Annotated in this window: 23 protein-coding genes and 2 pseudogenes; 18 read left to right on the top strand and 7 right to left on the bottom strand. The window is 68.9% G+C overall.

Translation table 11 applies throughout. The features are described 5' to 3' along the window. Positions 1 to 13: 13 nt before the first annotated feature. The gene (locus tag G6N07_RS04265; protein ID WP_085190239.1) at positions 14 to 823 is read right to left on the bottom strand and encodes an SDR family oxidoreductase; all 810 of its coding nucleotides are present in this window, start codon (positions 821 to 823) and stop codon (positions 14 to 16) included. A 119-nt stretch (positions 824 to 942) separates the two neighbouring features. On the opposite strand from G6N07_RS04265, the gene G6N07_RS20150 reads away from it, so the two are divergent. Beyond that, entirely contained in the window at positions 943 to 1,164 is a 222-nt protein-coding gene (locus G6N07_RS20150) for a hypothetical protein (protein WP_235849692.1), read from the top strand. A 181-nt stretch (positions 1,165 to 1,345) separates the two neighbouring features. On the opposite strand, the gene amaB is transcribed toward G6N07_RS20150, so the two are convergent. Beyond that, a complete protein-coding gene (amaB, locus tag G6N07_RS04275) occupies positions 1,346 to 2,917 on the bottom strand; it encodes an L-piperidine-6-carboxylate dehydrogenase (protein WP_085190228.1) in 1,572 nt (523 codons plus the stop codon). Positions 2,918 to 3,034: 117 nt separating this feature from the next. Here amaB and G6N07_RS04280 point away from each other — a divergent pair, with 117 nt between their 5' ends. The 3 genes from G6N07_RS04280 (at position 3,035) to lat (ending at position 5,579) form a co-directional block, all read left to right on the top strand. Beyond that, entirely contained in the window at positions 3,035 to 3,514 is a 480-nt protein-coding gene (locus G6N07_RS04280; RefSeq protein WP_085190318.1) for an Lrp/AsnC family transcriptional regulator, read from the top strand. Between the two features lie 256 nt (positions 3,515 to 3,770). After that, positions 3,771 to 3,914, top strand: coding sequence for an Rv1535 domain-containing protein (locus tag G6N07_RS19680; protein WP_165756760.1), 144 nt, complete (start codon positions 3,771 to 3,773; stop codon positions 3,912 to 3,914). A 342-nt stretch (positions 3,915 to 4,256) separates the two neighbouring features. Continuing rightward, positions 4,257 to 5,579: an L-lysine 6-transaminase gene (lat, locus tag G6N07_RS04285; protein WP_085190226.1), complete on the top strand. Its 1,323-nt coding sequence runs from the start codon at positions 4,257 to 4,259 to the stop codon at positions 5,577 to 5,579. Here the strand turns inward: lat and G6N07_RS04290 are convergent. Then, complete coding sequence (locus tag G6N07_RS04290; RefSeq protein ID WP_179959947.1) at positions 5,473 to 6,129, bottom strand: restriction endonuclease; 657 nt, start codon at positions 6,127 to 6,129, stop codon at positions 5,473 to 5,475. The genes lat and G6N07_RS04290 overlap by 107 nt on opposite strands. A gap of 142 nt (positions 6,130 to 6,271) precedes the next feature. Between G6N07_RS04290 and usfY the strand changes: the two genes are divergently transcribed. Then, positions 6,272 to 6,580 (top strand): protein UsfY, encoded by a 309-nt coding sequence (usfY, locus tag G6N07_RS04295; RefSeq protein WP_085190222.1) that lies wholly within the window; start codon positions 6,272 to 6,274, stop codon positions 6,578 to 6,580. Positions 6,581 to 6,654: 74 nt separating this feature from the next. Here the strand turns inward: usfY and mbp1 are convergent, their stop codons facing one another. Then, entirely contained in the window at positions 6,655 to 6,891 is a 237-nt protein-coding gene (gene mbp1 / locus G6N07_RS04300; protein ID WP_085190220.1) for a microaggregate-binding protein 1, read from the bottom strand. A gap of 250 nt (positions 6,892 to 7,141) precedes the next feature. Here mbp1 and G6N07_RS04305 point away from each other — a divergent pair, with 250 nt between their 5' ends. Continuing rightward, positions 7,142 to 8,110 carry a glycosyltransferase gene (locus G6N07_RS04305; protein WP_085190218.1) on the top strand — a complete coding sequence of 323 codons (969 nt, stop codon included), beginning with the start codon at positions 7,142 to 7,144 and terminating at the stop codon, positions 8,108 to 8,110. Between the two features lie 20 nt (positions 8,111 to 8,130). Next, positions 8,131 to 9,366, top strand: a complete 1,236-nt coding sequence (locus G6N07_RS04310) for a glycosyltransferase (protein ID WP_085190316.1) — start codon at positions 8,131 to 8,133, stop codon at positions 9,364 to 9,366. A gap of 5 nt (positions 9,367 to 9,371) precedes the next feature. Here G6N07_RS04310 and G6N07_RS04315 read toward each other — a convergent pair whose 3' ends face one another. Then, positions 9,372 to 10,256 carry a glycosyltransferase family 2 protein gene (locus G6N07_RS04315; protein ID WP_085190216.1) on the bottom strand — a complete coding sequence of 295 codons (885 nt, stop codon included), beginning with the start codon at positions 10,254 to 10,256 and terminating at the stop codon, positions 9,372 to 9,374. 73 nt (positions 10,257 to 10,329) lie between these two features. On the opposite strand from G6N07_RS04315, the gene G6N07_RS04320 reads away from it, so the two are divergent. From G6N07_RS04320 to G6N07_RS04355, 8 genes are read left to right on the top strand one after another with little or no spacing between them, the layout of a single operon-like run. Further along, on the top strand, positions 10,330 to 11,322 hold the full coding sequence (locus G6N07_RS04320; protein ID WP_372507532.1) for a UDP-glucuronic acid decarboxylase family protein: 993 nt from the start codon (positions 10,330 to 10,332) through the stop codon (positions 11,320 to 11,322). Positions 11,323 to 11,333: 11 nt separating this feature from the next. Beyond that, on the top strand, positions 11,334 to 12,989 hold the full coding sequence (locus G6N07_RS04325; RefSeq protein ID WP_085190211.1) for a carbamoyltransferase family protein: 1,656 nt from the start codon (positions 11,334 to 11,336) through the stop codon (positions 12,987 to 12,989). Next, complete coding sequence (locus G6N07_RS04330) at positions 12,986 to 14,491, top strand: HAD-IIIA family hydrolase (RefSeq protein WP_085190209.1); 1,506 nt, start codon at positions 12,986 to 12,988, stop codon at positions 14,489 to 14,491. The genes G6N07_RS04325 and G6N07_RS04330 overlap by 4 nt, the downstream gene beginning before the upstream one ends. Beyond that, on the top strand, positions 14,488 to 15,507 hold the full coding sequence (locus G6N07_RS04335) for a glycosyltransferase family 9 protein (RefSeq protein ID WP_085190207.1): 1,020 nt from the start codon (positions 14,488 to 14,490) through the stop codon (positions 15,505 to 15,507). Before G6N07_RS04330 ends, G6N07_RS04335 begins: the two co-directional genes overlap by 4 nt. Then, entirely contained in the window at positions 15,504 to 16,091 is a 588-nt protein-coding gene (locus G6N07_RS04340) for a D-sedoheptulose-7-phosphate isomerase (protein WP_085190205.1), read from the top strand. The genes G6N07_RS04335 and G6N07_RS04340 overlap by 4 nt, the downstream gene beginning before the upstream one ends. After that, positions 16,084 to 17,490, top strand: a complete 1,407-nt coding sequence (locus tag G6N07_RS04345) for a PfkB family carbohydrate kinase (RefSeq protein ID WP_085190203.1) — start codon at positions 16,084 to 16,086, stop codon at positions 17,488 to 17,490. The genes G6N07_RS04340 and G6N07_RS04345 overlap by 8 nt, the downstream gene beginning before the upstream one ends. A gap of 16 nt (positions 17,491 to 17,506) precedes the next feature. Further along, entirely contained in the window at positions 17,507 to 18,214 is a 708-nt protein-coding gene (locus G6N07_RS04350) for an SDR family oxidoreductase (protein WP_085190201.1), read from the top strand. Next, on the top strand, positions 18,205 to 19,158 hold the full coding sequence (locus G6N07_RS04355) for a glycosyltransferase family 9 protein (protein ID WP_085190199.1): 954 nt from the start codon (positions 18,205 to 18,207) through the stop codon (positions 19,156 to 19,158). Before G6N07_RS04350 ends, G6N07_RS04355 begins: the two co-directional genes overlap by 10 nt. Before the next feature lie 338 nt (positions 19,159 to 19,496). On the opposite strand, the pseudogene G6N07_RS04360 reads toward G6N07_RS04355, so the two are convergent. Continuing rightward, positions 19,497 to 20,518: pseudogene (locus G6N07_RS04360) on the bottom strand (DNA topoisomerase IB). A 302-nt stretch (positions 20,519 to 20,820) separates the two neighbouring features. Between G6N07_RS04360 and G6N07_RS04365 the strand changes: the two are divergent. Together G6N07_RS04365 and G6N07_RS04370 are read left to right on the top strand one after the other, a co-directional pair. Then, entirely contained in the window at positions 20,821 to 21,255 is a 435-nt protein-coding gene (locus G6N07_RS04365) for an ATP-binding protein (RefSeq protein ID WP_085190197.1), read from the top strand. After that, positions 21,252 to 22,043, top strand: a complete 792-nt coding sequence (locus G6N07_RS04370) for an RNA polymerase sigma factor SigF (RefSeq protein WP_085190196.1) — start codon at positions 21,252 to 21,254, stop codon at positions 22,041 to 22,043. Before G6N07_RS04365 ends, G6N07_RS04370 begins: the two co-directional genes overlap by 4 nt. On the opposite strand, the gene G6N07_RS04375 is transcribed toward G6N07_RS04370, so the two are convergent. After that, positions 22,014 to 22,529, bottom strand: a complete 516-nt coding sequence (locus G6N07_RS04375; RefSeq protein WP_235849689.1) for an STAS domain-containing protein — start codon at positions 22,527 to 22,529, stop codon at positions 22,014 to 22,016. The two genes, G6N07_RS04370 and G6N07_RS04375, sit on opposite strands and share 30 nt — an antisense overlap. A 533-nt stretch (positions 22,530 to 23,062) precedes the next feature. Between G6N07_RS04375 and G6N07_RS04390 the strand changes: the two are divergent. Then, a pseudogene (locus tag G6N07_RS04390) lies at positions 23,063 to 24,371 on the top strand (ISL3 family transposase). Positions 24,372 to 24,463 lie beyond the last annotated feature (92 nt).

The raw sequence follows: 24,463 nt of genomic DNA on the forward strand, positions 1-24,463 counted from the left end.
CGCGGTGGCGCGGTTACGCCGACGGTGAGGCTTGGGCGCGCAGCGACCGCTGGTAGCGCTGCATACCGGCGATCCACCGGTCGTAATCGGCGACCTTGCCGGCCAGCATGTCGCCCACCTCGGGGTGGGGCAGCACCAGGAACCGGCCGTCGCGCACCGCGGCGACGGTCTGTTCGGCCACCTCAGTCGGGCTCAGCACGGTGCCCGCGCTGACCACGGCGTCCGCGCCCAACCGCACCGCGGCATCGGTCGAATCGCGGATCGCGTTCAGCAGCGCGGTGTCGACGCCCATCGGACAGACACAGGTCACGCCGATGCCGTCGTCGCCGTAGGTGACGGCCAGCCATTCGGCGAACCCCACCGCGGCGTGCTTGCTCACCGCGTAGCCCGCCGCACCGATCTGGGTGAGCAGCCCCGCGGCCGAGGCGACCGCGACGAAATGGCCGCGGCCGCGGGCCTGCCACTGCGGCACCAGCAGCGTGGCGGCGCGGACGTGTGCGCGCAGGTTGATCTCGAGGACGCGGTCCCAGTCCGCTTCGCCGCCCAGACCCGGTGCGCCCATGACGCCGGCGTTGGCGACGAAGACGTCCACCGGTCGCCCGGCGATCATGGCCGCGAGGTCGTCGGCCGAACTGGCGTCCGCCTGCCGAGCGGTGACGTCCGCCCCGGAAAGGGTGAGACGCTCCGCGGTCTCCGTCAGCGCCGGCTCGTCGACGTCGCCGAGCACCAGGCGGGCGCCTGCGGCGGCGAACGACTCCGCGAGTGCGCGCCCGATCCCGGAACCGGCGCCGGTGATCGCCACGACGGTGCTGTCGACGTCCATGGCCCGATCCTGCCGAACGTGCGTGGCGCGGCCGTGCGCCGGGGTGCTCCGGCGCCCTTTCGAGGAAGGGCTTCCGCGCACGCCGCGGACTCGCCGCCCTGCGCGACGTCGACGCCGTCGTGCGCCGCGCGCCACTGATGCTGGTGGGCGGCGAACCGTTCGAGTACCCGCACCCGGGTTGGGATGCGGTGGTCCCGGTCACCACATCGTCGGTGAAGCAGGCCGATTCCGGGCTCGTCGCCACCGCGCTGACCGCGTTCGCCCGGTCCGACACCCAGGTCATCGCGACCTATCCCGCCGGTGTACCCGCCGGAATCGCGGTCCGGCCAACGCCACGGTGACCGGCTTTCTGCCGCACGGGACGGTGCTTGACCGGTCCTCTGTGCAATCACCCACGGCGGTATGGGCGCCACCCCCAGAAGGCGCTGGCTCGCGGAGTGCCCGTGTCTGCGGGGTTCGCCGCCGGCGGCGGGATGTCGCGCGGAGCGGATCTGGCCGAACGCCATCTGATCCGCCGGTCGTCTACCCGAAGTGCACGCCTTGAGCCAGGGGTAACTCCGCGGAGTAGTTGACCGTATTGGTGGCTCTGCGCATGTAGGCCTTCCATGCATCCGAACCGGACTCGCGGCCGCCTCCGGTCTGCTTCTCGCCGCCGAACGCGCCGCCGATCTCGGCTCCCGAGGTGCCGATGTTGACGTTGGCGATCCCGCAGTCCGAGCCGTCGGCGGCCATGAACTGCTCGGCCTCACGCACGTCCAGGGTGAAGATCGCCGACGAAAGTCCCTGCGGCACCGCATTGTTCAAGGCGATGGCTTGTTCCAGGTCGTCGTAGGTCAGCACGTAGAGGATGGGGGCGAACGTCTCGGTGTGCACCACCGCCGTCTGGGCGGGCATTCGCACGACCGCCGGTGTGACGTAGAAGGACGTCTCAGCGCTGTCGCCCTGGAAGTGGCGGCGCTCACCGCCGATCACCTCACCGCCGTCGGCGCGCGCCATCTCCAGTGCGGCCACCATGTCACGGTATGCGGTCTCGTGGATCAGCGGCCCGAGCAGCGTCCCCCCGCAAGCCGGATCACCCACCGGCAGTTGTCGATAGGCCGCCGCTACCCGTTCGACGACATCGTCGGCCACCGACCGATGCACGATCAGCCTGCGCAAAGTGGTGCAGCGCTGACCTGCGGTGCCCGCGGCCGAGAAGACGATCGCCCGCACCGCCAGGTCGAGATCCGCCGACGGCGTCACGATCGCGGCGTTGTTGCCGCCGAGTTCCAGCAACGCCTTACCGAACCGCTGCGCCACCCGCGGGCCGACCTGCTGGCCCATCCGTACCGAACCGGTCGCCGACAGCAACGCGACCCTGGCATCGTCGACCAGCGTCTCGCCGATGGCGCGTCCACCCAGCGCCAGCCTGCCGACGGCGGCCGGCGCGCCGACGTCGGCGGCGGCCCGCAGCAGCAGGGCCTGACAGGCGATCGCCGTAAGGGGGGTGAGTTCGGACGGCTTCCACACGACCGTATCTCCGCACACCAGGGCGACGGCGGTGTTCCACGACCACACGGCCACCGGGAAGTTGAACGCCGTGATCACCCCCACGACGCCCAGCGGATGCCAGGTCTCCATCAACCGGTGTCCGGGCCGCTCCGAGGCGATCGTCCGGCCGTACAGCTGGCGCGACAGGCCGACGGCGAACTGGCAGATGTCGATCATCTCCTGCACTTCACCGAGCGCCTCGGAGGTGATCTTGCCTGCCTCCACGGTGACCAGGGTCGCCAGCGCCGCCTTGTGTTCGACGAGCAGTTCGCCCAACCGGGCGACCAGCGCGCCGCGTACCGGCGCGGGGGTGGTCCGCCACCGCGTGAACGCGTCGGCCGCCGCCGCGATCGCAGCCTCGGTCTGCGCGGGCGAACTCTCCTCGACGGTGAACAGGACCTCGCCCGTGATCGGGGTACTGGCGGGCAGGCCGTCGTCACCGGGCGCGCCGAGACGGGACGTCGCACCGATCGCCTCGAAGGCGGCCCTCACTCGATCCCTCAACTCGTCGGCGGTGGGCAGCACCTGGGTCGCACGGGAAGCCGCGGGGGAAGTGGTGGCCATCACTGGTCCTTGTCGTGAGTGGTGAGTGGTCGTGAGTGGTGAGTGGTCGTGAGTGGTGAGTGGTCGGTGGAGGGTCGTGGGCATTTCCTGTGTCGTGCGCTCGGCTACAGTGCCGCCATGGGGGAACCCGACGAGCACCCGCATCCGGCAACGCCGCTCGACGAGATCGACCGCATTCTGGCGCGTGAACTCGTGACCGACGGGCGGGCCACCCTGGCGCATCTGGCGGCCTGCGCCGGCCTGTCGGTGTCGGCGGTCCAGTCACGGGTGCGCCGGTTGGAGGCGCGCGGAGTCGTCACCGGATACCAGGCGAAGCTCAGCCCGGAAGCCGTCGGACACCAACTGTCGGCGTTCGTCGCGATCACCCCTCTCGACCCGTCTCAACCCGATGATGCGCCCGCGCGGCTCGAGCACATTGCGGCGATCGAGTCCTGCCATTCGGTGGCCGGCGACGAGAGCTATGTGCTGCTGGTGCGGGTCGGATCGGCGCGAGCGCTCGAGGATCTGCTGCAGCAGATCCGCACGGCGGCGAACGTGCGGACCCGAAGCACGATCATCCTACAGACATTTTACGAAGGTCGTCAGCACGTGCCATAAAATTTCCGTCACCGCCTAGCCGGGGCGCGCCTATCGCCACTTTGGCTGACCAGGGGATGCCTGCGCCGATCGCCACGGCGACCGGCCACTCCCCGAGTTCCACCGCGCCCGGCCCCGCCAGTGCGGCGTAGAAATAGCAGCTGGTCGGGGCGCGGGATCGGCACCGGCCGCCCTAGCCTGGACGTCACGATGTAATGGGGCACCGGCCACCTCGGCGTCACCTTCCGTTGGTCGGTTCGATCTAGCGTCATCGGTCATGGCGAACCTACTTGCCGGCCTCGTTCGAAGCAGTGGCCAGGATGCGCTGCTCGACGGCGCTGTCCGGGTGCTCACCCCGCCGCTGTGCGAGATCTACGCCGTCCTCGTCCGCGCCGGGGTCGTCGTCATCGACGACGACTGACGCCGCGTGCCGGTGGGGCATTCCAGCAGCGCCGGCGCGATCGCGGGCGCCGGCAGCGGCGGTGCTCAGTAGGTGCGGCAGCGGCGGTGCTCAGTAGTTGCGGCAGCGGCGGTGCTCAGTAGTTGCGGCAGCGACAATGCGTCAGTAGTTGCGGCAGCGACAATGCGTCAGTAGTTGCGGCAGCGACAATGCGCGCGACAGTAGCGCGGTCAACAATCCGACGCCGCGAGGTCTGATTACCCCTCCCGGTGCCGCGCCCGCACCACCGCACACGCACGCGTCAGAAGGAAGCTCTGCCCTGGCAAGGCGGTGTGGCGGGAAAATTTTCGGTACGGTAGCCGTATGACCGATATGTTGACACGTATCGATGCTGCGGTCACACCGGCCCGGGTGCACGCCGTACTGGCCCGTAGCATTCTCGCCGACGGCCTCGACATCGTGCTGGACCTCGACCGGTCGGCGGGCTCGTATCTGGTCGATGCCCGCACCGGTGAGCGCTACCTCGACATGTTCACCTTCTTCGCGTCGTCGGCCCTCGGCATGAACCATCCCGCTCTGGCCGCCGACGACGGATTCCGCGCCGAACTCGCCCGGGCCGCCGTGAACAAACCCAGTAACTCCGATGTCTATTCGGTGCCCATGGCGCAGTTCGTCGAGACGTTCGCGCGGGTGCTGGGTGACCCGCTGCTGCCGCACCTGTTCTTCGTCGACGGTGGTGCCCTTGCGGTGGAGAACGCGCTCAAGGTCGCCTTCGACTGGAAGAGCCGGCTCAACGAATGCCGCGGTCTCGACCCGGCTCTCGGTACCCGCGTGATGCACCTGCGCGGCGCGTTCCACGGCCGCAGCGGCTACACGCTGTCCCTGACCAACACTGACCCGAACAAGGTGGGACGGTTCCCGAAGTTCGACTGGCCGCGCATCGACGCCCCGTTCATTCGCCCGGGAGCCGATATGACGGCGCTCGAGGAGGAGTCGTTGCGACAGGCACGCGCGGCGTTCGAGGCGTACCCGCACGACATCGCCTGCTTCATCGCCGAACCGATCCAAGGTGAAGGCGGCGACCGGCATTTCCGGCCGGAGTTCTTCATCGCGATGCGGGCGCTGTGCGACGAGTTCGACGCGTTGCTGATCCTCGACGAGGTGCAGACCGGCTGCGGGATCACCGGAACGCCATGGGCGTATCAGCAGCTGGGTGTCGCCCCCGACGTGGTGGCCTTCGGTAAGAAGACTCAGGTGTGCGGCGTGATGGCGGGTCGGCGCGTCGACGAGGTGGCCGACAACGTGTTCGCTGTCAGCTCGCGCATCAACTCGACCTGGGGCGGCAACCTCGCCGACATGGTGCGCGCCCGGCGCATCCTGGAAGTAATCGAGGCCGACGGCCTGCTCGCGCGCGCAGCGCATGCGGGCGGCTATCTGCAGGCCCGGCTTGGACAGCTTGCAGTCGAGTTCCCGGGGGTGGTGTGCGACGTGCGGGGCCGCGGGTTGATGTGCGCATTCAGCCTCCCGACCCAGGCCCAGCGCGACGCCCTGATCCGCCGTCTGTGGGAGCGGCGGGTGATCATGCTGGCGAGCGGGGCGGATTCGGTGCGGTTCCGTCCGGCGTTGACGGTGTCCCGGGTGGAACTCGACGCAGCGGTGGATGCGGTTCGCGAGGCCGTGCGCTGACGTCGGCGCCCTCGGTGAGTCGGCGGATCGTCGAACGGAGCCGCGCCATCTCCTGTCGTCCGACCAGCTCGCACCCGTGACGTTCGGCGAGTTTATGTGCAGCAGGGGTGAACTCGTTGTTGGTGACGACCATGGTCCGCGCGCAGTCCTGCATCGGCGCACCGGCGACCACCTCCTGCACGGCGCTCGTGCCGACGGGCCGCGATTGGCGCTTGCATTGCACGGCCACGCGGTTGGGGCGCCGGCCGACGATGAGGTCGACGCCCCAGTCGCCGGTCCGCGGGGTCATGATCACCGGAACACCGCAGGCGCGGACGATGTGTGCGATGTGGTCCTCGAACTCCGTGCCGGACATCTCTCCTTCGGGTACCCGGGATGCCGCGGCTCCCGAGATCACGCCGAGGACGAACCGGGGCGCGGCGCCGGCGAGGGCAGGCACCGCCACGGCGAGCGCCACGACGAGTGCGGGCGGCCAGCCGACCAGGTGAGCGCTCCAGCCCGACGCGGCGCCCAGCGCGCCGTAGAGCTTGAGCCGACTATTGCGGGTCACGGCCGGATCGTACGGCCGACTGCCGACGTGTCGCCGCGACACATCGACGGGAGGCTTACCGCCCGCCCGCGACCACCGATGACGTCCCGTTTCGCCAGACCGGGCACCGGGTAGGTGTAGTGGTGCCGAAGGAGGACTACCGATGAAAAGCCCAGAAGACCCCGTCGACCACGCACGGACGTTTCGTCCGCATGCCGGTGAGACGATGAAGGACACCAAGAACATGCCGGCGCTGATCCTTCTCGGAGTTGCGCTCGTGTCGTTCGTCGCCGCCCTGGCGGCGCACGCCACCGCCAACCACACGGTGGGCGTGATCCTCGGATGCATCTCCGCGGTGATGTTCGTGGTGGCCGGCGCCTGGTTCATGATCGAGCACCGCCGAGTGAAGAGCATCGAAGACCGTTGGCATGCGGAGCATCCCGACGCCGAACGTCAGCGGCCGTCCCACTGACACGAGAAAGGCCCAGCCGGGCGGCTGGGCCTTTCTCTTTGCCTTGAATTACCGGTCCAATTACCGGCCCTGAGTTACTGCTCGCTCTTCTGACGCTCCTCGGCGGCCTTCGCGCCGCCGCGGGCCGATTCCGCCTCGGCCTCTTTACGGGCCGCGTCCTGCTGAGCGTCGGCTTTGTCCTGTTGGGCCTTGCCCTCACGGACCAGGTCGTCGCGGCCGGTGACCGTGCCGACACCTTCCTTGGCCTTGCCCTTGACGTCCTCGACGACGCCCTTGATGCCTTCTTCGGGGCCACTGTTCTTCTCGGTCATACTCACCTTTCGCCTAGTTCGTACACGCGCTCACTGGGTGCCCGATCTGGTGATCACTAAACCGTTCCCCCGGGCAGCGTCTCACCGCCGCCGATGGGGGCGAGGTCGCGACCGACCCACCGTGGCGCGGTCAAACTGCAACCGACAGGTCAGGGAAGGTGGTATCCATTTAGCGAAGACGGTGGATGACGTAAAGCGAAATCTCTAACGCTCGAGGTTTGCCGACAAGTGCCTCGGGTACGTCGGTCTCATGTCGTCCGGAGGGGAGCACTCGATCTTGGCGTGGCACATCCACGGCTCCTGGATGCAGGCGCTGGTGTCGGGCCGCCACCGGTATCTGGTCCCCGTCAACGCGGCGCGAGACGCCGACGGCCGCGGGTTGCTCGGCCGCGGCTGGCCGCGTGCCCGGGAGATCGAGGTGGATGGCCTGCGCGACGAGGACATCGATCTGGTGGTCCTGCAGCGCCCCGAGGAGATCGAACTGACCGAGCGGTGGACCGGGCGCCGTCCGGGCGTGGACGTTGCGGCCGTGTTCGTCGAACACAACGCGCCACGACCGTTGGCGGTCGACAGCGTCCACCCGCTGGCCGACCGCGACGACATCCCCGTCGTCCACGTCACCGATTTCAACCGCCTGATGTGGGACAACGGTAAGGCGCCGACGCTGGTCATCACCCATGGCATCGCCGATCCTGGACCTAGCTACAGCGGTGAGGTAGCCGCGGCGGCGACGATGATCAACGAACCGCTGCGGCGGTGGCGGACGGTCGGCGCCGACCTGCTGGTGCCGCTGGGCGAGCGGGTGCCGATCGACGTGTGGGGAATCGGGACACCGGCGCTGGCCGACCGGAACTGGCGCGGTGTCCGCGCGCGAGGGGATGTGCCCGGGCCCCGACTGTGGCAGGAGGTGGCGCGGCGTCGGGTGTTCCTGCACACCGCGCGCTGGACTTCGCTCGGGCTTTCCCTGCTGGAGGCGATGTTCCTCGGGATGCCTGTGGTGGCTGTCGGCTCCACGATGGTCCCCCTGGTGGTGCCCGCCGAGGCGGGCGTGGTGAGTGCCGATGTCGAGACGCTGGCATCGGCCCTGGAGAGATTCGTGTCCGATCCGCCCGCGGCCGGTGCCGCGGGAAAGGCGGCGCGGGATTTCGCGATGGCGCATTTTTCGCTCGACCGGTTCCTGCGCGATTGGGACCGGTTGATCGACCACTGCTGCAGATGACGTCGCGGGAAAGGAACCCGATGAAGATCGCAATGGTTTCTGAGCATGCCAGCCCGTTGGCAGCGCTCGGCGGTGTGGACGCCGGCGGTCAGAACGTCCATGTGGCCGAACTGTCGGCCGCAATGGCGCGCCGCGGCCACGACGTCACCGTCTATACCCGCCGCGATGATCCCGACCTGCCCGAACGCGTCACCACGGCACAGGGTTACACCGTGGTGCACGTGCCCGCCGGTCCCGCTCGCCAACTGCCGAAAGACCAACTCCTGGTCCACATGGGGCCGTTCGCGCAGTACCTCGACCAGCAGTGGAGTGCCGATCGGCCGGATGTGGCCCACGCGCACTTCTGGATGTCCGGTATCGCCACCCAGTTGGCCGCCCGGCATCTCGATCTACCGGCCGTGCAGACCTTTCATGCCCTCGGTGTGGTCAAACGCCGCCACCAGGGCGCCCAGGACACCAGCCCGCAGGATCGGCTGAAGCTGGAGGCGATGGTGGCTCGCACCGCCACCTGGGTGGCGGCCACGTGCACCGACGAGGTGTTCGAGCTCATGCGGCTGGGTCGGTCGCGCAACCGCATCTCGGTGGTGCCGTGCGGGGTGGACCTCGACTTGTTCACGCCGGACGGCCCGCGTGCCGAACGCAGTGCGCGGCACCGCATCGTCAGCGTCGGAAGATTCGTTGCGCGTAAGGGTTTGGACGTGGTGGTCCGTGCGCTGCCCGCGATCCCGGACGCCGAACTCGTGTTGGTGGGCGGGCCCGACCGCAGCGAGGTGGAAGCGGATCCCGAGGCCCGCAGGCTGCGTGAACTCGCCGAGCGCCTCGACGTCAGTGACCGCTTGATCTTCCAGGGCGCGGTGGCGCGTGCGGACATGCCCGCGCTGCTGCGATCGGCCGACGTGGTGGCCTGCACCCCGTGGTACGAACCGTTCGGCATCGTGCCGCTGGAGGCGATGGCGTGCGGCGTGCCCGTGGTGGCCACCGCGGTCGGCGGGATGCTCGACACCGTCGTCCACGACGTCACCGGGCGACTGGTCACCCCGAAGCGTCCGGGGGAGGTCGCCGACGCGATCAACGTCTTGCTGCACGACGACTTCCTCAGGCAGAGCCTCGGCGCCGCCGGCCGGGACCGTGCCAGGGCCCGGTATTCGTGGGACCGCGTCGCCGCCGACACGCTGCGCATCTACGACCGGCTGATGCCGACGGCTTACGAGCCGCACGAATCCGAGACGTCCGCGACGACCGCGTCATCGGTATGAGGGCGTCATCGGGATTCCAGCAGCTCGAGCGCCCGCTCGATCCGGTCGGGCAGACGACGGCGTCCGCGCAGCACCGCCGGCAGGCGCATGACTGCTTCTCTCGCTGCGCTGGCATGTTCGGGACCGCGCAGCGTCGCGGTGAGCAGTGTGCCGGTGGCCCGCAGGCAGTGGCCGGCGGGGCGGCGCAGCCACGTGGTCAGCACATCGTTGCGCATGACGCGGGCCGCCTGCGCTGCGGTGGTGGCCCGTACCTGCGACGGCTGGTGCATCGCCACCAGCGCGGGGCAGTAGCACAGGTCCCAGCCCAGCGTCGCCATGTCGACTGCCAGGAGCATCTCCTCGCCGCGAAAGTGCAGGATGTCGGAGAAGCCACCGGCCTGCTCGAAGGCGGTCTTGCGCACGATCGCCGCACACGACATGAACCCGAGGATCGTCGGGCCGGGCAGATGGGGTGGATGCCCGAGGGGACTCTCGGCAAGCATCCTGCTGAAATGGTCTTCCTCGTCACGGGGCAGCACGATGGTGCGAGCTGCGAGCAGACAGACACTCGGGTAGGCGTCGAAGGTCTGCTCGGCGATCACTGTCGCGTCCGGCTGCCACCACGAATCGTCGTCGCAGAAGGCCACATAGGGGGTGGTGCTGGCCGCGACGCCGACATTGCGGCCGACCGCGCCGCGGTTGCTGTCGAGCGCGACAAGCCGTACCCGGCCGCCTGCGCGAGCCGCGATCCGCTTGACCGCCGCGACCGAGTCATCGCGGGACTGGTTGTCCACCACCGTGATCGGGCACTCGGTGGTGTCGAGCAGACGGGTCACGACGGACGTCAGCTCGCCGGCTCGGTCCCGGCTGGCGATCACGAACGTGGTTCGCGGCGAATTCCGTTGTCCCATGGTCGCTGTCCGTACCCTGCGGGCCGCGGCACAAACAGCGTTTCTCCTACTACTTCGGGGGTATTTCGGCGTGGTGCATGAGATGAGCCGGGTCCTGGTGCTCGGTGGCTGCGGGTTCGTCGGCGGCCACCTGTGTGAACGGCTGCTGGCGGGCGGGGCCGAAGTCGTGTCCGTCGATGATCTGTCGACCAGCGCACCCAACGCGGAGCACCTGTTGCGAGACTGTCCGGGATACCGGTTCGTTCGACACGACATCACCGAACCCTTGAGCGGTCCTGCGTTTCACGAACCGGTCGACGTCGTGTTCCACCTTGCCTCGCCCGCCTCACCGGCCGACTATCTGCGGTTGCCGGTGCACACGCTGCACACCGGAGCGATGGGCACGGCCAATGCGCTCGATGTCGCCGAACGTCACGGCGCGCGGCTGGTGCTGGCGTCGACCAGTGAGGTCTACGGTGACCCACTCGAGCACCCGCAGATCGAAACCTATTGGGGCAACGTCAATCCCGTCGGACCGCGCAGTGTATACGACGAAGCGAAGCGGTACGCCGAGGCGCTCACGTTTGCGCACCGCCGCGAGTACGGTACCGATGTCGGCGTGGCACGCATCTTCAACACCTATGGGCCGAGGATGCGGTCCCACGACGGCCGGATGGTGCCGACGTTCATCCGTCAGGCGCTCGCCGGTGAGCCGATCACCGTGACCGGGTCGGGACGTCAGACCCGGTCGCTGTGCTTCGTCCACGATACGGTCGAAGGCCTGCTCGCGCTCGGCCGTTCGGCATATCCCGGTCCGGTGAACCTCGGCAACCCGCACGAGGTGACGGTGCAGCATGTCGCCGAACTCATCCGGGACCTCACCTCCGCCGAGTCGGCCATCGAGTTCCTGCCCGCCGTCGAGGACGACCCCCAGCGGCGGTGTCCGGACATCGCGGTGGCGCGCGAGCACCTCGGATGGGAGCCGAAGGTACCCTACCGGAACGGGTTGGCCCACACGATCGAGTGGTTCCGGTCAGCGGAAGTGGTACCGGAATACGCAGTAGCGCAGGCGAAGACAGCGAGTTAGGGGAGCGACGGATGCGGATTCTCGGCATCAACGCGGTGTTTCACGATCCGGCCGCCGCCCTCGTGGTGGACGGCGAAATCGTCGCGGCCGCCGAGGAGGAACGGTTCTCCCGCCGCAAACACGGTAAGCAGGCGGTTCCGTTCTCCACCTGGGAGATGCCGGTGCAGTCGGCCCGCTGGTGCCTGGAACAGGCCGGGCTGACGGCGGCCGACCTCGACGCCGTCGGGTACTCGTACGACCCCGGCCTGATGGACGAGTCGACCGCGGGTATGGCCGGGCTGGACCGGGACTGGGAGTATCTACGCACGCTCTACGCCGAACGGGCACCAAGATTTCTGCAGTCGGCGCTGCCCGGACTCGACCCGAGCATCGTTCGGCACGTCCGACATCACGTGGCGCATGCGGCGTCGAGTGCTCTGGCCTCACCGCATCCGGACTGTGCCGTGCTGGTGGTCGACGGCCGCGGTGAGCGGGCCTCCATGCTGTCAGGCGCCTACCGCGACCAGAAGATCGACGTGCTGGCCACCCAATCGCTGCCGCATTCGCTCGGACTGTTCTACGAGGAACTCACCGAACACCTCGGGTTCGCCCGCTCCAGCGACGAGTACAAGGTGATGGCGATGGCGTCCTACGGCACGCCGCGATTCGCCGATCGGTTGCGCGAACACGTCTACGCCACCGGCGACGGCGGGTTCCGGACCGAACCGATCGACTGGGAGTCCTTCACTCCCAAGCGCCGCGCCGGCGCGGGCAAGGGCCATGCGCTGGACCGACCCGAACCCGAACACGCGGACTTGGCGTGCAGCGTGCAGCAGGTGGTGGAGGAGGTGCTGCTGGAGGTGGTCGGCTGGCTACGCGAGCGCACTGACTCCCCCAACCTGTGTATGGCCGGTGGAGTGGCGCTCAACTGCGTCGCCAACTCGAAGATCTTCGCCCGCGGGGGATTCGACAACGTGTGGGTGCAACCGGCCGCCGGGGATTCCGGCACGGCGCTGGGTGCCGCGCTGTCGCTGGCCGGTGAGGCCGGAGAACCGATCAGGCCGATGCAGTCGGCGGCGCTGGGCCGGGGTTTTTCCGACGAGGAGATCGAGACGACGCTGCGCGAGGCGGCCGTGCCGTTCGAACGTCCGGAGGACTACGCCGCCGCCGTCGGCGATGCCCTTGCCGACGACAAGCTCATCGGCTGGTTCCAGGGCCGGGCGGAGTTCGGACCGCGCGCGCTGGGCAACCGATCACTGCTCGCCGACCCCCGGCGCATCGAGAACCTGGAGCGGCTCAACACCGTCAAGGGCCGCGAACAGTTCCGACCCGTGGCGCCCATGGTGCTCGCCGAGCGGGCCGCCGAGATCTTCTCCGGCGGACCGATCCCCAGCCGCTACATGCTGTTCGTACACGAGGTCGCCGAACCGTGGCGCTCCCGCATCCCCGCGGTCACTCACGTCGACAACACCGCGCGGATCCAGACCGTCGACGACAGTCAGCCGCTGCTGCACGCCGCCATCAGCCGGTTCGCGCAGCGAACGGGCGTACCGGTCGTCGTCAACACCAGCTTCAACACCGCGGGCCGTCCGATGGTGGACAGCCCGCGCGATGCCCTCGAGTGCTTCGGCAGCAGCCCCATCGATGTGCTGGCGATCGGGCCGTTCCTGGTGCGGAGGCCCGGGTGACCGAGGCCAAGACCGCATCGTTCTCGATCGTCGTCCCGACCATCGGCCGGGAGTCGCTGTACCGGCTGCTGAGGGCGCTCGAGGACCAGCACGGGCCGTCGCCTGAGTTGGTGGTGGTCGTCGACGACCGCCCGGGTAGGGCCCCCGCCCTGCAGGTCGACAGCAGTCTTCCGGTGACCGTGCTGCGCAGCGGCGGCCGCGGCCCGGCGGCGGCACGCAACACCGGCTGGCGCGCCACGACCACCCGCTGGGTGTGCTTCGTCGACGACGACGTGGTGGCGCCTCCCGGGTGGCTCGCGGCCTTGGCGGCGGACCTGCGCGGCGCCGACGCCACCGGTGCTGCCGGCACCCAGGCGGTGCTCGAGGTTCCCGTCACCGAGGGACGACGGGCGACCGACGACGAGAAGCGCACCCTGCGGCTGGCGGACGCGCGGTGGATCACCGCGGACATGGCCTACCGGCGCGACGTCCTGGTCGAGGTCGGCGGATTCGACGAGCGGTTCCCCCGCGCCTATCGGGAGGACTCCGACATCGCGTTGCGGATCACCATGTGCGGCAACACGATCGTCCAGGGCGCCAGGCCCTCCAGCCACCCCGTCGCCCGGTCGACGCTGATGAGCAGTGTGCGGGCGCAGATCGGCAATCGGGATAACGCGCTGATGCGGCGCAAACACGGCAGACGTTGGCGGGACGCGGTCGGCGAAGGACGGGGCAGGATGCCGGCGCACGCGGCGACGACGGCCGCGGCCGCCGTCGCCGCGGTCGGCGCGCTCACCGGTCAACACAGGACGGCGACCTACGGCGCCACCGTATGGTCGGCACTGACACTCGAGTTCGCCGCCCGCCGGTTCCTCTCGGGTCCCCGCACGCTCGCGGAGGCAGGCCGCATGCTCCTCACGAGCGCGCTGATCCCGCCGGCGGCCGTCTACCACCGGCTGCGTGGCGAGTGGCAGTTCCGCAACGCGCGGCGGGACCCACCGCTGGCGGTACTGCTGGACCGTGACGACACCATCATCGAAGACGGCCCCTACCTCAGCGATCCGGCAGGCGTGAAACCGATGCCCGGCGCCGTGGACGCGCTGGCCAAACTCCGCGACCGCGGCTTGCTGCTCGCCGTGGTGACCAACCAGTCCGGCGTCGCCAAGGGATTGATCACCGACGATGAACTCGCGGCCGTCAACGCGCGCGTCGACGCCGAACTCGGACCGTTCCACTCGTGGCAGATCTGCGTCCACGACAACGACGACGGCTGCCGCTGCCGTAAACCGGCGCCCGGCATGGTGCAGGCAGCGGCCGAGGCGCTGGGAGTCGACCCGGCCCGGTGCGTAATGATCGGAGACACCGGCGGTGACGTCAATGCGGCGCTGTCGGCCCGCGCCGATGCGGTGCTCGTTCCGACGAAACGGACGCGGCCCCAAGAGGTGTCGCAGGCACGGGAACGGGCACGGGTGGCCGCGACGCTGACCGATGCGGTGGAGATGGTCCTGAGGGATGCCCGATGACAAAGGCGTTGGTGGCTCGGCTGGACAGTGCCGGTGACGTGTTGATCACCGGGCCGGCCGTGCGGGCGGTCGCCGACCACCACGATTCGGTGACGTTCCTGGCGGGACCCCGTGGCCGGGCCGCCGCGGAGCTGTTGCCCGGTGTCGACGAAATCGTCGAATGGCAGGCGCCGTGGGTCGATTTCGATTCGGCCGAGTTGACCGCGGGCCACGTCGAATCGCTGATCAAGCAACTGCGAGACATCCGGCCGGACCGCGCGTTCGTCTTCACGTCGTTCCACCAGTCGCCGCTGCCGCTCGCGCTGATCCTTCGGATGGCGTGCGTGCCGTGGGTGGGTGCGATCAGTGCGGACTATCCGGGCACGCTGCTAGATCTCCGCCACCACGTCCAACCTGGCGTCCCCGAACCGGAGCGGGCACTGTCGCTGGCTGAGGCGGGCGGCTGCGCACTGCCCGCCGGTGACGACGGTGCGCTGCGGGTACGACCGCCCGCACCGCTGAGCGGCGAGCTCGCCGAGCTGGCGGAGGACGGGCCGTATGTGGTGTTCCACCCGGGCGCCGCGGTACCCGCCCGCTGCCCGAGCGCGCAGCGCAGCGCCGAGATGGTCGCCGCACTCACCGCCGCAGGACACCGGGTCGTGGTCACCGGGGACGCGGCTGAGAAGGATCTCACGGCCTGCGTCGCCGCGGACGTTGCCGTCGACCTCGGTGGCCGCACCACACTGCCCACACTGGCCGCGCTCTACGCGGCGGCCCGGGTGGTTGTCGTGCCCAACACCGGGCCCGCACACCTGGCGGCCGCCGTCGGCGTGCCGGTGGTGTCGCTGTTCGCGCCGGTCGTGCCGCCGTCGCAGTGGGCCCCCTACGGGCGCAATGTCATTCGTCTCGGCGACCAGGATGCACCCTGCCGGCTCACCCGCGCCCGCACCTGCCCCGTGCCGGGCCACCCATGCCTGAACGGCATCACCGACACCGAATTGCTCACCGCGGTCCATCGATTGGGAGGAGAGCCATGATCGAGATACATATCTCCGCACTTGCGCAGGCGGTGGACCGAATCGGCGTTGAGGCGCCCCGGATCACCAGGTGGGGCCGCCACCTCGCCGAAGTGCTGCCGGCCGGTGGCCGATTGCTGGCCTGTGGCAACGGCGGCAGCGCCGCCGAGGCGCAGCACTTGACCGCCGAACTCGTCGGACGGTTCCATGACGAACGGGTGCCGATGTCGGCCATCTCTTTACACGCCGATACCTCCGCCCTGACCGCGATCGGGAACGACTACGGCATCGCGGAGGTGTTCGCCCGCGGGGTGCGCGCACACGGCCGCCCCGGCGACGTGCTGGTCGCGTTGTCGACCAGCGGCACCAGCCCCAACATCCTGGGGGCGGTCAAGGCCGGCCACGAACTGGGGCTGACGTCGTGGGCACTGACCGGACCGGCGCCGAACCCGTTGGCGGCCATGTGTGACGACGCGATCTGTGTGGAAGCGGACAGCCCGGCGACCGTGCAGGAAATCCATCTGCTCCTCGTCCACGCGCTGTGCATCGCCCTCGACGACGTCCTGATCGGCAGTGACGACCTTTCCGGAGCGTCCCATGGCTGAACCCCTCGTCATCATCGGCGACTCGATGCTCGACGTCGACATCGAGGGCACCGCCACCCGGCTGAGTCCCGAGGCACCGGTGCCCGTGGTCGACGCCGAACGGGTCTGGCACCGTCCAGGCGGCGCCGGCCTGGCCGCTGTGCTTGCCACACGTGCCGACCGCGACGTCGTCCTGGTGACCGCGCTGGCCGACGACGCCGACGGACACTCGTTGGTGTCGCTGCTCGAGGAGACCGGGGTGCGGGTGGTCGGGCTGCCGCTCACCGGAAGCACGGTGTGCAAGACGAGGATCCGCGCCGGGGGACAGTCGATGCTGCGGCTTGACCACGGTGACGGCACCGCGGCGGGCGGTGACCTGCCCGACGAGGCGGCCGAGGTCGTGCAGCAGGCACGGGCGGTGTGTGTGGCCGACTACGGCCGCGGCGTGTGTGCGCATCCCGGTGTGCGGCAACTGCTCACCGAGGTGGTCGAGCGGGTGCCGGTGGTGTGGGACCCGCATCCGCAGGGCGCGGCCCCGGTTCCCGGGTGCTGGCTGGTGACACCGAATCAGTCCGAGGCGCAACGTTTCTCCGAACGCGGCGACAGTGACGCCCACTCCGCCGAACGGCTGCGCCAGCGGTGGCGGGCCCACGCGGTGTGCGTCACGCTCGGCGCCGGGGGAGCGGTGCTGGCCAGCGAGGCGGGCAGCGTGCACATCGCGGTGCCCGCTTCGGCGGGGGTAGCCACCGGCCGACGGGACACCTGCGGGGCCGGTGACCGGTTCGCCGTCGCGGCGACCCAGGCGTTCGGTGCCGGCGACGCCGCCGCGGCAGCGGTGACCGCGGCCGTCGAATCGGCGAGCCGCTTCGTGGCCACCGGCGGCGCCGTCGGGGTGTCGCGCGCCGTCGCGGTGGGCGAAACCCGCCGCGGCGTAACTCAATCGAGCGCACTCACCGGCGATATCACCGAAGTCCGCGACCGCCTGCGCAGGCGGGGCGGCACGCTGGTGGCCACCGGAGGATGCTTTGACCTGCTGCACACCGGTCATGTGCGGCTGCTGCACCAGGCCCGTCAACTCGGCGACGCCTTGGTGGTGTTGCTGAACTCCGACGACTCCGTCCGCGCGCTCAAGGGCCCCAGCCGCCCGGTGATGGCCGCCGAGGACCGTGCCCGGGTGCTGGCCGCGCTGGCGTGCGTCGACGCGGTCGCGATCTTCGACGAGACCTCACCCCAGGCGGCGCTCGAACGGCTCAGGCCCGACATCTGGGTCAAGGGCGGCGACTACACCGAGAACGATCTGCCCGAAGCCGGCGTCGTGCGCAGGCACGGAGGTGAGGTGGTGCTGCTGCCCACCGTCGCCGGCTACTCCTCATCCAACCTGATCGCGGCGGCCAACCTGACCCATGCGGCGCGGTCGTGACCCGAAAGGACCAGGCATGACCTCACAGAAGCTCGGCAACATCCTCGTCACCGGTGGCGCATCCGGACTCGGGGCCGCCACCGTGAAAGCCATACGGCAGCATGGGGGTACACCTTTGGTGATCGACGTGAACCCACTACCCGCCGAGTTCGGCGGGGAGGTGGCGTTCGCACAGTGCGACCTCGCCGACACCGGCGCGGTCGACGCCGCGGTGCGCGAACTCGCCGAGCGGGTCGACGGCCAACTGCACGGGGTGTTCACCGCCGCGGGCACCGACGCGTGCGGCAAGCTCGACGACGTCTCGGTCAAGGATTGGGAACGAGTCATCCACGTCAACCTGCTCGGCACCGCCGCGGTCGTGCGTTCGGCGCTGCCCTATCTGAAGGCCACTCACGGCCGCATCGTGACGGTCGCGTCCACGCTCGGTGTCAAGGCGGTCAGCGACGCCACCGCCTACTGCGCATCGAAGTTCGGTGTCATCGGCTTCACCAGGGCGCTGGCCGCCGAGCTGGCCGGTGACGTCGGCGTGACCACCCTGATCCCCGGAGGTATGCACACCGCGTTCTTCGACAACCGCGAGGAGCAGTACAAACCGCCGCCGGATGCCAAGCTCAACCAGCCCGAGAACGTCGCCGAGACAGTGATCTTCGCGCTGACCCAACCCGTCGGATGCGAGGTGCGGGAGTTGGTGGTGTGTGCCCCGACGGAGTCGTCATGGCCGTGAACGACCCCGCTCTCAGCGACACCATCCTGGTGTTGCGCGCGCTCGGGCTGGGGGATCTGCTCACCGGCGTGCCAGCGCTGCGGGGTCTGCGGCGGGCGTACCCGGACGCTCACATCGTGCTGGCCACCCCCGAGCGCTTCTGCGGACTGGCGAAGCTCACCGGTGCGGTCGACGCGGTCGAGCCCACGCCGGGGCTGGGCCGGCTGCACCCGGTGCGAACCCCGCCGGCGTTGGCAGTCAACCTGCACGGCAGGGGTCCGGAGAGCACCCGTGATCTGCTGGCCGTCAACCCGCGGTCCATCCTCACGCACCGCCACGACGCCTTCCCCGAAATGCAGGGGCCCTCGTGGAATGCAGCCCTCCACGAGGTGGACCGGTGGTGCAGGCTTCTCGAGTGGGCGGGAATATCGTGTGATCGCGCGGATCTGACGATTCCCCGGCCGCACGGCTATCCCGACCGCACCGGCGTGGTGGTCATCCATCCCGGGGCGGCGTTCCCCGCGCGCCGCTGGCCGCCCGAGCGGTTCTCCGCCGTCGCCGCAGCCCTGCACGCCGACGGCCACGAAGTGGTGATCACCGGTGACTCAACCGAACTCGACCTGGCACGTGCGGTGGCGGCAGGCGCGGGGCTCCCGGCCGGCTCGGTGCTCGCGGGCACGGTTGGGCTCCTCGGCATGGTGGCGTTGATCAACGACTGCCGCCTGCTGGTCTGCGGTGACACCGGCGTCGGCCACATCGCCACCGCGACGGCAGCGCCTTCGGTGCTGCTGTTCGGCCCCACCCCGCCGAGCCATTGGGGCCCAAGGGGTTCGGGCCCCCACGTTGCACTGTGGGCCGGGAGCGTAGGCAATCCGCAGGGCCGGCAACCAGATCCGGGACTGTTGGCCCTGACCGTGGCCGACGTCCTCGACGCGGTCGGCACACTTCTCGAGGAGCGGGTGTGATTCCGCGTCGGGTTGGGGGTGGTCGGCGCCGGTTACGTCGGCCTCACCAGCGCCGTGCCCGGCCGAGCGTGGCCATGACAGTGCGTGCGTCGACGTGGACGACGTCCGGGTGTGTCGACTGGCCACCGACTACGCCGACCTGACCGCCCGCGAGCTTCCTGTGGCCCGGCGCGGTCTCGGGTCGTCCAGAGTTCCTGCGCGAGAGCCATGCCATCCACGGGGCGGCTGACATCGCCGATGTCACCGGCTGCATCGGCGCACGAAGCGTATCGGTTGGCCGCAGTTCCGAGACCTCGAGTCGGTGCGCTGACCCGGTTCGGCAACGGCATCCGCGGCGGCTATTGACTCTTGGCGACCCGCCGTATCAGCCGTGCGGTGGCCCGTTCGAGGACCGCCTGACGCTCGTCGGGACGTGTGGCGCGGTCGGCCCGGCGGGCGGCGGCCGCGATGGTCAACCCGGATTCGTAACCCGCGTGACCACCCGCGGATCCACATAGGAGGCACGCGCCACCGCGGGGGTGTTGCCGAGCGCTTCGGACACCTCTTTCATCACCGCCGACTCCGCGCGCTTGGTCACGGTCTTGTTGACCGGCGGGTCGGCGTCGACGAATGCGGCGGCTGCCAGCACGGTGCCGTGCCAAGTCCGCAGATCCTTCACCGAGTAGTCCGCGCCCACCAATTCCTTGAACCTGATGTTCAGGTCGTCGGAGTGGATCTCGGCCCACCCGTCCCCGTTGCGACACGCCAGCAGGCGGTCGGGCCGGTCCGGATGGCGCAGCAGGGCCCGCACCGACTTCACCACCTCCGGGTCGTCGATGACCAGAGTGCGACGCACGCCGCTCTTGGCGGGATAGTCGAACTCCACGGCCTGGCGTTGGAGCTTGACGTGTTCGCGCAGCAGCGTCGCGATGCCGAACGAGTTGTTCTCCTCGGCGTACTGATCACCGCCGGCGCGGAAGTACCCGAGGTCGAGCAGGTGGAGCGCCAGCGCGAGGACCCGGTTGCGTTGCCAACCCCGACCCCCCAGATCCGCGGCGATCTGCCGCCGCAGCTCGGGCAGGGCCGACGACATCTGCAGCACCCGGTCGAACTTCTCCTCGTTGCGCTCCTGCTGCCACTGCTGGTGGTAGAGGTACTGACGACGGCCGGCGGCGTCGGTGCCGACGGCTTGGATGTGTCCGTTGGGATACGGGCAGATCCACACCTTCTTCCAGGCGGGGGGGATCACCAGAGCGTCGATCCGGTCGAGGGTCTTGTTGTCGGTGATGACCTCACCGTTGTGATCGTGATACGAGAAGCCTTTGCCGCGGCGCACCCGGCGCAGCCCCGGACCGCTGACTACGCTGCGCCGGAGTCGCATCGACACCTACCTGTGATCGCGGTTACGGGTTTGGCCCCGGCGGTCGCAGGGGTATGGAAGGCGCACCATGGTGAGCACGAGGCTGGCGCGCGCCAGAATGCGGTCATTGACGCCGTCGCAGCGACGTCGGTGCGGGCATCACGGACGCCGTCGTTTCGACGGCGCCGTCATTCAACTTCACGACCGGGTGTTACCCGGTGGAATACCCAGTCACACGTACGTACCTGCGAGTTCCGCCAGCGCCGATGGCTAGCCGGCGAATGGGCTGGGGTAGTCTCGCTTCGATATTGCCGGGAGGTCAGATGGCCGAGGTCGAAACTCAGCACAACGGGCAGGCCAATGCCGACCGTTCGGTGGAGCTGCGTGTTGCGGCCGCACTGGAGAATCTCGCAGTGCTGCGCACGTTGGTCGCCGCGGTGGGCACCTTCGAGGACCTCGACTTCGACGCAGTCTCCGACTTGCGGCTTGCGGTCGACGAAGCCTGTACCCGGCTGATCCGCTCGGCGGTGCCGAAGTCCACTCTTGTCGTCGTGGTGCACCCCAACGATTCCGAGGTCGTCGTCGACGCGTCGACGACCTGTCAGAACAGCGACATCCTGGCTCCGGGCAGCTTCAGCTGGCATGTGCTGAGTTCGCTGACCGACGAGGTGCGCACCTTCTCCGACGGCCAGGATCTCCAAGACGGACAGGTATTCGGCATCTCGATGACGACGAGAAGAGCGAGTTCGCTGCGGTGACGCCATCGTCGGGACAGGGTTCGTCGCCACGACAGAACTCTGAGTACTCGGACGTGGCCGCGATGTTCCGGGAACTGCAGGGGATCACCCCGGACTCACCCCAGTTCCACCGTCAGCGCGACCGGATCGTCGAACGCTGTCTGCCGCTGGCCGATCACATCGCCCGTCGCTTCGACGGCCGCGGGGAACCGCGCGACGACCTCGTCCAGGTGGCCCGGGTCGGTCTCGTCAACGCGGTGATCCGCTTCAACGTCGACGCCGGATCGGATTTCGTCTCTTTCGCGGTGCCCACCATCATGGGAGAGGTTCGGCGGCACTTCCGGGACAACAGCTGGTCGGTCAAGGTGCCACGCCGGCTCAAGGAGCTGCACCTGCGGTTGGGTTCGGCCACGGCCGAGCTGTCCCAACGGCTGGGTCGCGCGCCGACAGCCAGCGAGCTCGCCGAGGAACTGGGCATGGACCGCGACGAAGTGGTCGAGGGCCTGGTCGCCGGCAGCTCCTACAACACCCTGTCGATCGACAGCGGGGGCAACAGCGGGAACGAGGACGCCCCCGCGATCGCCGACACCCTCGGCGATGTGGATCTCGGACTCGATCAGATCGAAAACCGCGAGGCGCTGCGACCTCTGCTGGCGGCGCTTCCCGAGCGCGAGCGCATGGTGCTGCTGCTGCGGTTCTTCGAGAACCTCACCCAGACCCAGATCGCCGAACGCGTCGGCATCTCGCAGATGCACGTGTCCAGGCTGCTCGCCAAGTCGCTAACCCGGCTCCGCGACCAGTTGCAGTAGCGACGGCCGTGGCGCACCATGCAATGCGGTGACCGCCGCATCGACGGTTTCCGACTGCGGCAGTGCGCCGTCCGGATCGCAGATCCGAAGCAGGCGGCTGACCGCGGTGCTGGGCACGAGGACCCAGTCGATGTCTGCGCCGGACCGGACGTTGAGCGTGTGCAGCGCCGAAAATCCTGCAGTACCGAAGAATTCCACTTCGGAGAGATCGAGGACCAGCGCGTGGTTGGCGCGCTGCAACGCGAAGTCCGCAAGAGGTTGGGCGTTGACGGCGTCGAGTTCTCCGTGGGCGGTGACGACCGTGGTCGACGGCAGTGGCGCTGCGGCCTCGAAGCGCGCGGTGTGGCACGTCACGGTGTTGGTGGGCACGGTGTTGGTGGGCACGGTGTTGGTGGGCACGGTGTTGGTGGGCACGGTGTTGGTGGGCACGGTGTTGCCGATCTCAGCCGCGGGGGAAGATGCCGACTGGGTTAACGAAGACGACATGGCGACGCCATCAGTCAAGACTTAAATACTGTGGCTCAACTTAAATCCTGTGGCTCAACTCAAATACTGTGGCTCAACTCAAATACTGTGGCTCACCTTAAATACTGTGGCTCACGCCAGAAATACTGTGGCTCACGCCAGGAAATCGGCCCTGCTGTCTCAAAACCTTGGGTGCCAGGGCCGAGTCGGACCCGCTCCTACGTCGATGACGCTTGTAGCCCGCTGTGAACTCAACCTGAGTCCGACACTACGCCGGTAGTCGTGCCGTAGACAGATTGTCGATCATTTCTTAATGGACGCTTCACGGTCGCGGGTGAGGCTGTTCGTATGTCGCAGTTCTGGTCGGCCACCGGTGTGCTGCTCGCTGCCGGTGCCGGCACCCGGTTCGGAATGCCGAGAATCCTCGCCCGTCAGAGCCAATGGGGCTCTTCGCAGTTGAGGGTGTAGAGGTGGTCGGCGCGTCGTTACCGGGGTAGGGGTCGAGGTCTTCCGATGATGGGAGTTCTCACACCGCCCAGCTGGAAGACCTCGACGTGCCTGACGCTACCTTCGCGTGCCCTGATCTGACGACGTTCTGCCGCCTCGATGAGCTCGGGCTGCAGGTGACCGGACAACGCGTGGCACCCGATCGGGCGTTTCTGGCGTGCCGGATCACCGACGACGACTCGTGGTGTCGCCGTTGCGGCGAGCAAGGCGTCCCGCGTGACAGCGTCACCCGCGAGCTTGCGCACGAACCGTTCGGGTGGCGGCCCACGACCTTGCTGGTCACTGTGCGCCGCTACCGGTGTGCCGGCTGCGCGCATGTGGCGCCAAGACACCAGCAAGGCCGCCGAACCGCGGGCCAAGCTGTCTCGGCGCGCTGTGCAGTGGGCGCTGGAAGCCCTTGTCTGCCAGCACTTGAGCGTGGCGCGGGTCGCTGAAGCACTGGCGGTGTCGTGGAACACCGCCAATAACGCGGTGCTGGCCGAAGGCCAGCGGGTACTCATCGCCGATCCGGCCCGCTTCGACGGTGTGCGGGTGATCGGCGTCGACGAGCACGTGTGGCGTCACACCCGTCGCGGCGACAAGTACGTCACCGTCATCATCGACCTGACCCCAGTGCGTGACGGCTCCGGCCCGGCACGGCTGCTCGACATGGTCGAAGGGCGGTCCAAGAAAGCGTTCCAACAATGGCTGGCTGAGCGGCCACAAGAATGGCGTGACCGAGTGGAAGTCGTTGCCATGGACGGATTTTCCGGGTTCAAGACCGCCACCGCTGAAGAGCTGCCCGAGGCAGCCACGGTGATGGACCGCGCCTTCCATGTGGTCCGGATGGCCGGCAACGCCCTCGATGAATGCCGGCGCCGTGTCCAGCTGGCCACCTGTGGGCACCGGGGCCGCAAGACCGACCCGCTCTATGCGTGCCGGCGCACCCTGCAGACCGGGGCCGATCTGCTCACCGACAAACAGAAGGCCCGGCTCGACGCCGTGTTCGCCGTCGACGCTCATGCCGAGGTCGAGGCCACCTGGACGATGTATCAGCGCACCGTGGCCGCCTACCGACACCCCGACCGCAAGACCGGCCGCACCATGATGGCCGCGCTGATCACCACGCTGAGCACCGGCGTCCCCCAAGCCCTGCAGGAGGTGATCACCCTCGGACGCACACTCAAAAAGCGGGCCGCCGACGTCTTGGCCTACTTCGACCGGCCCGGCACCTCCAACGGGCCCACCGAAGCGATCAACGGCCGTCTCGAGCACCTCCGCGGATCGGCCCTCGGATTCCGCAACCTCACCAACTACATCGCCAGATCACTGCTGGAAACCGGCGGATTCAAACCCCAACTACACCGTCATTCATGAAGAGCCGCCAATGGTTGCTCGTGCGCCGCCGTGCGAAACCACCGAACCGTTACCAAGATCAGGTCCGCCAGTGCAACGCACCGGAGAGCAAT

The organism is Mycolicibacterium doricum (genome assembly GCF_010728155.1).
GTDB lineage: Bacteria > Actinomycetota > Actinomycetes > Mycobacteriales > Mycobacteriaceae > Mycobacterium > Mycobacterium doricum.

Excerpts from the sequence above, each read along its gene's own strand:
- G6N07_RS04265 (WP_085190239.1), bottom strand. The coding sequence starts at position 823 with ATGGACGTCGACAGCACCGTCGTGGCGATCACCGGCGCCGGTTCCGGG.
- amaB (WP_085190228.1), bottom strand. The coding sequence starts at position 2,917 with ATGGCCACCACTTCCCCCGCGGCTTCCCGTGCGACCCAGGTGCTGCCC.
- G6N07_RS04280 (WP_085190318.1), top strand. The coding sequence starts at position 3,035 with ATGGGGGAACCCGACGAGCACCCGCATCCGGCAACGCCGCTCGACGAG.
- G6N07_RS19680 (WP_165756760.1), top strand. The coding sequence starts at position 3,771 with ATGGCGAACCTACTTGCCGGCCTCGTTCGAAGCAGTGGCCAGGATGCG.
- lat (WP_085190226.1), top strand. The coding sequence starts at position 4,257 with ATGACCGATATGTTGACACGTATCGATGCTGCGGTCACACCGGCCCGG.
- usfY (WP_085190222.1), top strand. The coding sequence starts at position 6,272 with ATGAAAAGCCCAGAAGACCCCGTCGACCACGCACGGACGTTTCGTCCG.
- mbp1 (WP_085190220.1), bottom strand. The coding sequence starts at position 6,891 with ATGACCGAGAAGAACAGTGGCCCCGAAGAAGGCATCAAGGGCGTCGTC.
- G6N07_RS04305 (WP_085190218.1), top strand. The coding sequence starts at position 7,142 with ATGTCGTCCGGAGGGGAGCACTCGATCTTGGCGTGGCACATCCACGGC.
- G6N07_RS04310 (WP_085190316.1), top strand. The coding sequence starts at position 8,131 with ATGAAGATCGCAATGGTTTCTGAGCATGCCAGCCCGTTGGCAGCGCTC.
- G6N07_RS04315 (WP_085190216.1), bottom strand. The coding sequence starts at position 10,256 with ATGGGACAACGGAATTCGCCGCGAACCACGTTCGTGATCGCCAGCCGG.
- G6N07_RS04325 (WP_085190211.1), top strand. The coding sequence starts at position 11,334 with ATGCGGATTCTCGGCATCAACGCGGTGTTTCACGATCCGGCCGCCGCC.
- G6N07_RS04335 (WP_085190207.1), top strand. The coding sequence starts at position 14,488 with ATGACAAAGGCGTTGGTGGCTCGGCTGGACAGTGCCGGTGACGTGTTG.
- G6N07_RS04340 (WP_085190205.1), top strand. The coding sequence starts at position 15,504 with ATGATCGAGATACATATCTCCGCACTTGCGCAGGCGGTGGACCGAATC.
- G6N07_RS04345 (WP_085190203.1), top strand. The coding sequence starts at position 16,084 with ATGGCTGAACCCCTCGTCATCATCGGCGACTCGATGCTCGACGTCGAC.
- G6N07_RS04350 (WP_085190201.1), top strand. The coding sequence starts at position 17,507 with ATGACCTCACAGAAGCTCGGCAACATCCTCGTCACCGGTGGCGCATCC.
- G6N07_RS04355 (WP_085190199.1), top strand. The coding sequence starts at position 18,205 with ATGGCCGTGAACGACCCCGCTCTCAGCGACACCATCCTGGTGTTGCGC.
- G6N07_RS04365 (WP_085190197.1), top strand. The coding sequence starts at position 20,821 with ATGGCCGAGGTCGAAACTCAGCACAACGGGCAGGCCAATGCCGACCGT.
- G6N07_RS04375 (WP_235849689.1), bottom strand. The coding sequence starts at position 22,529 with ATGTCGTCTTCGTTAACCCAGTCGGCATCTTCCCCCGCGGCTGAGATC.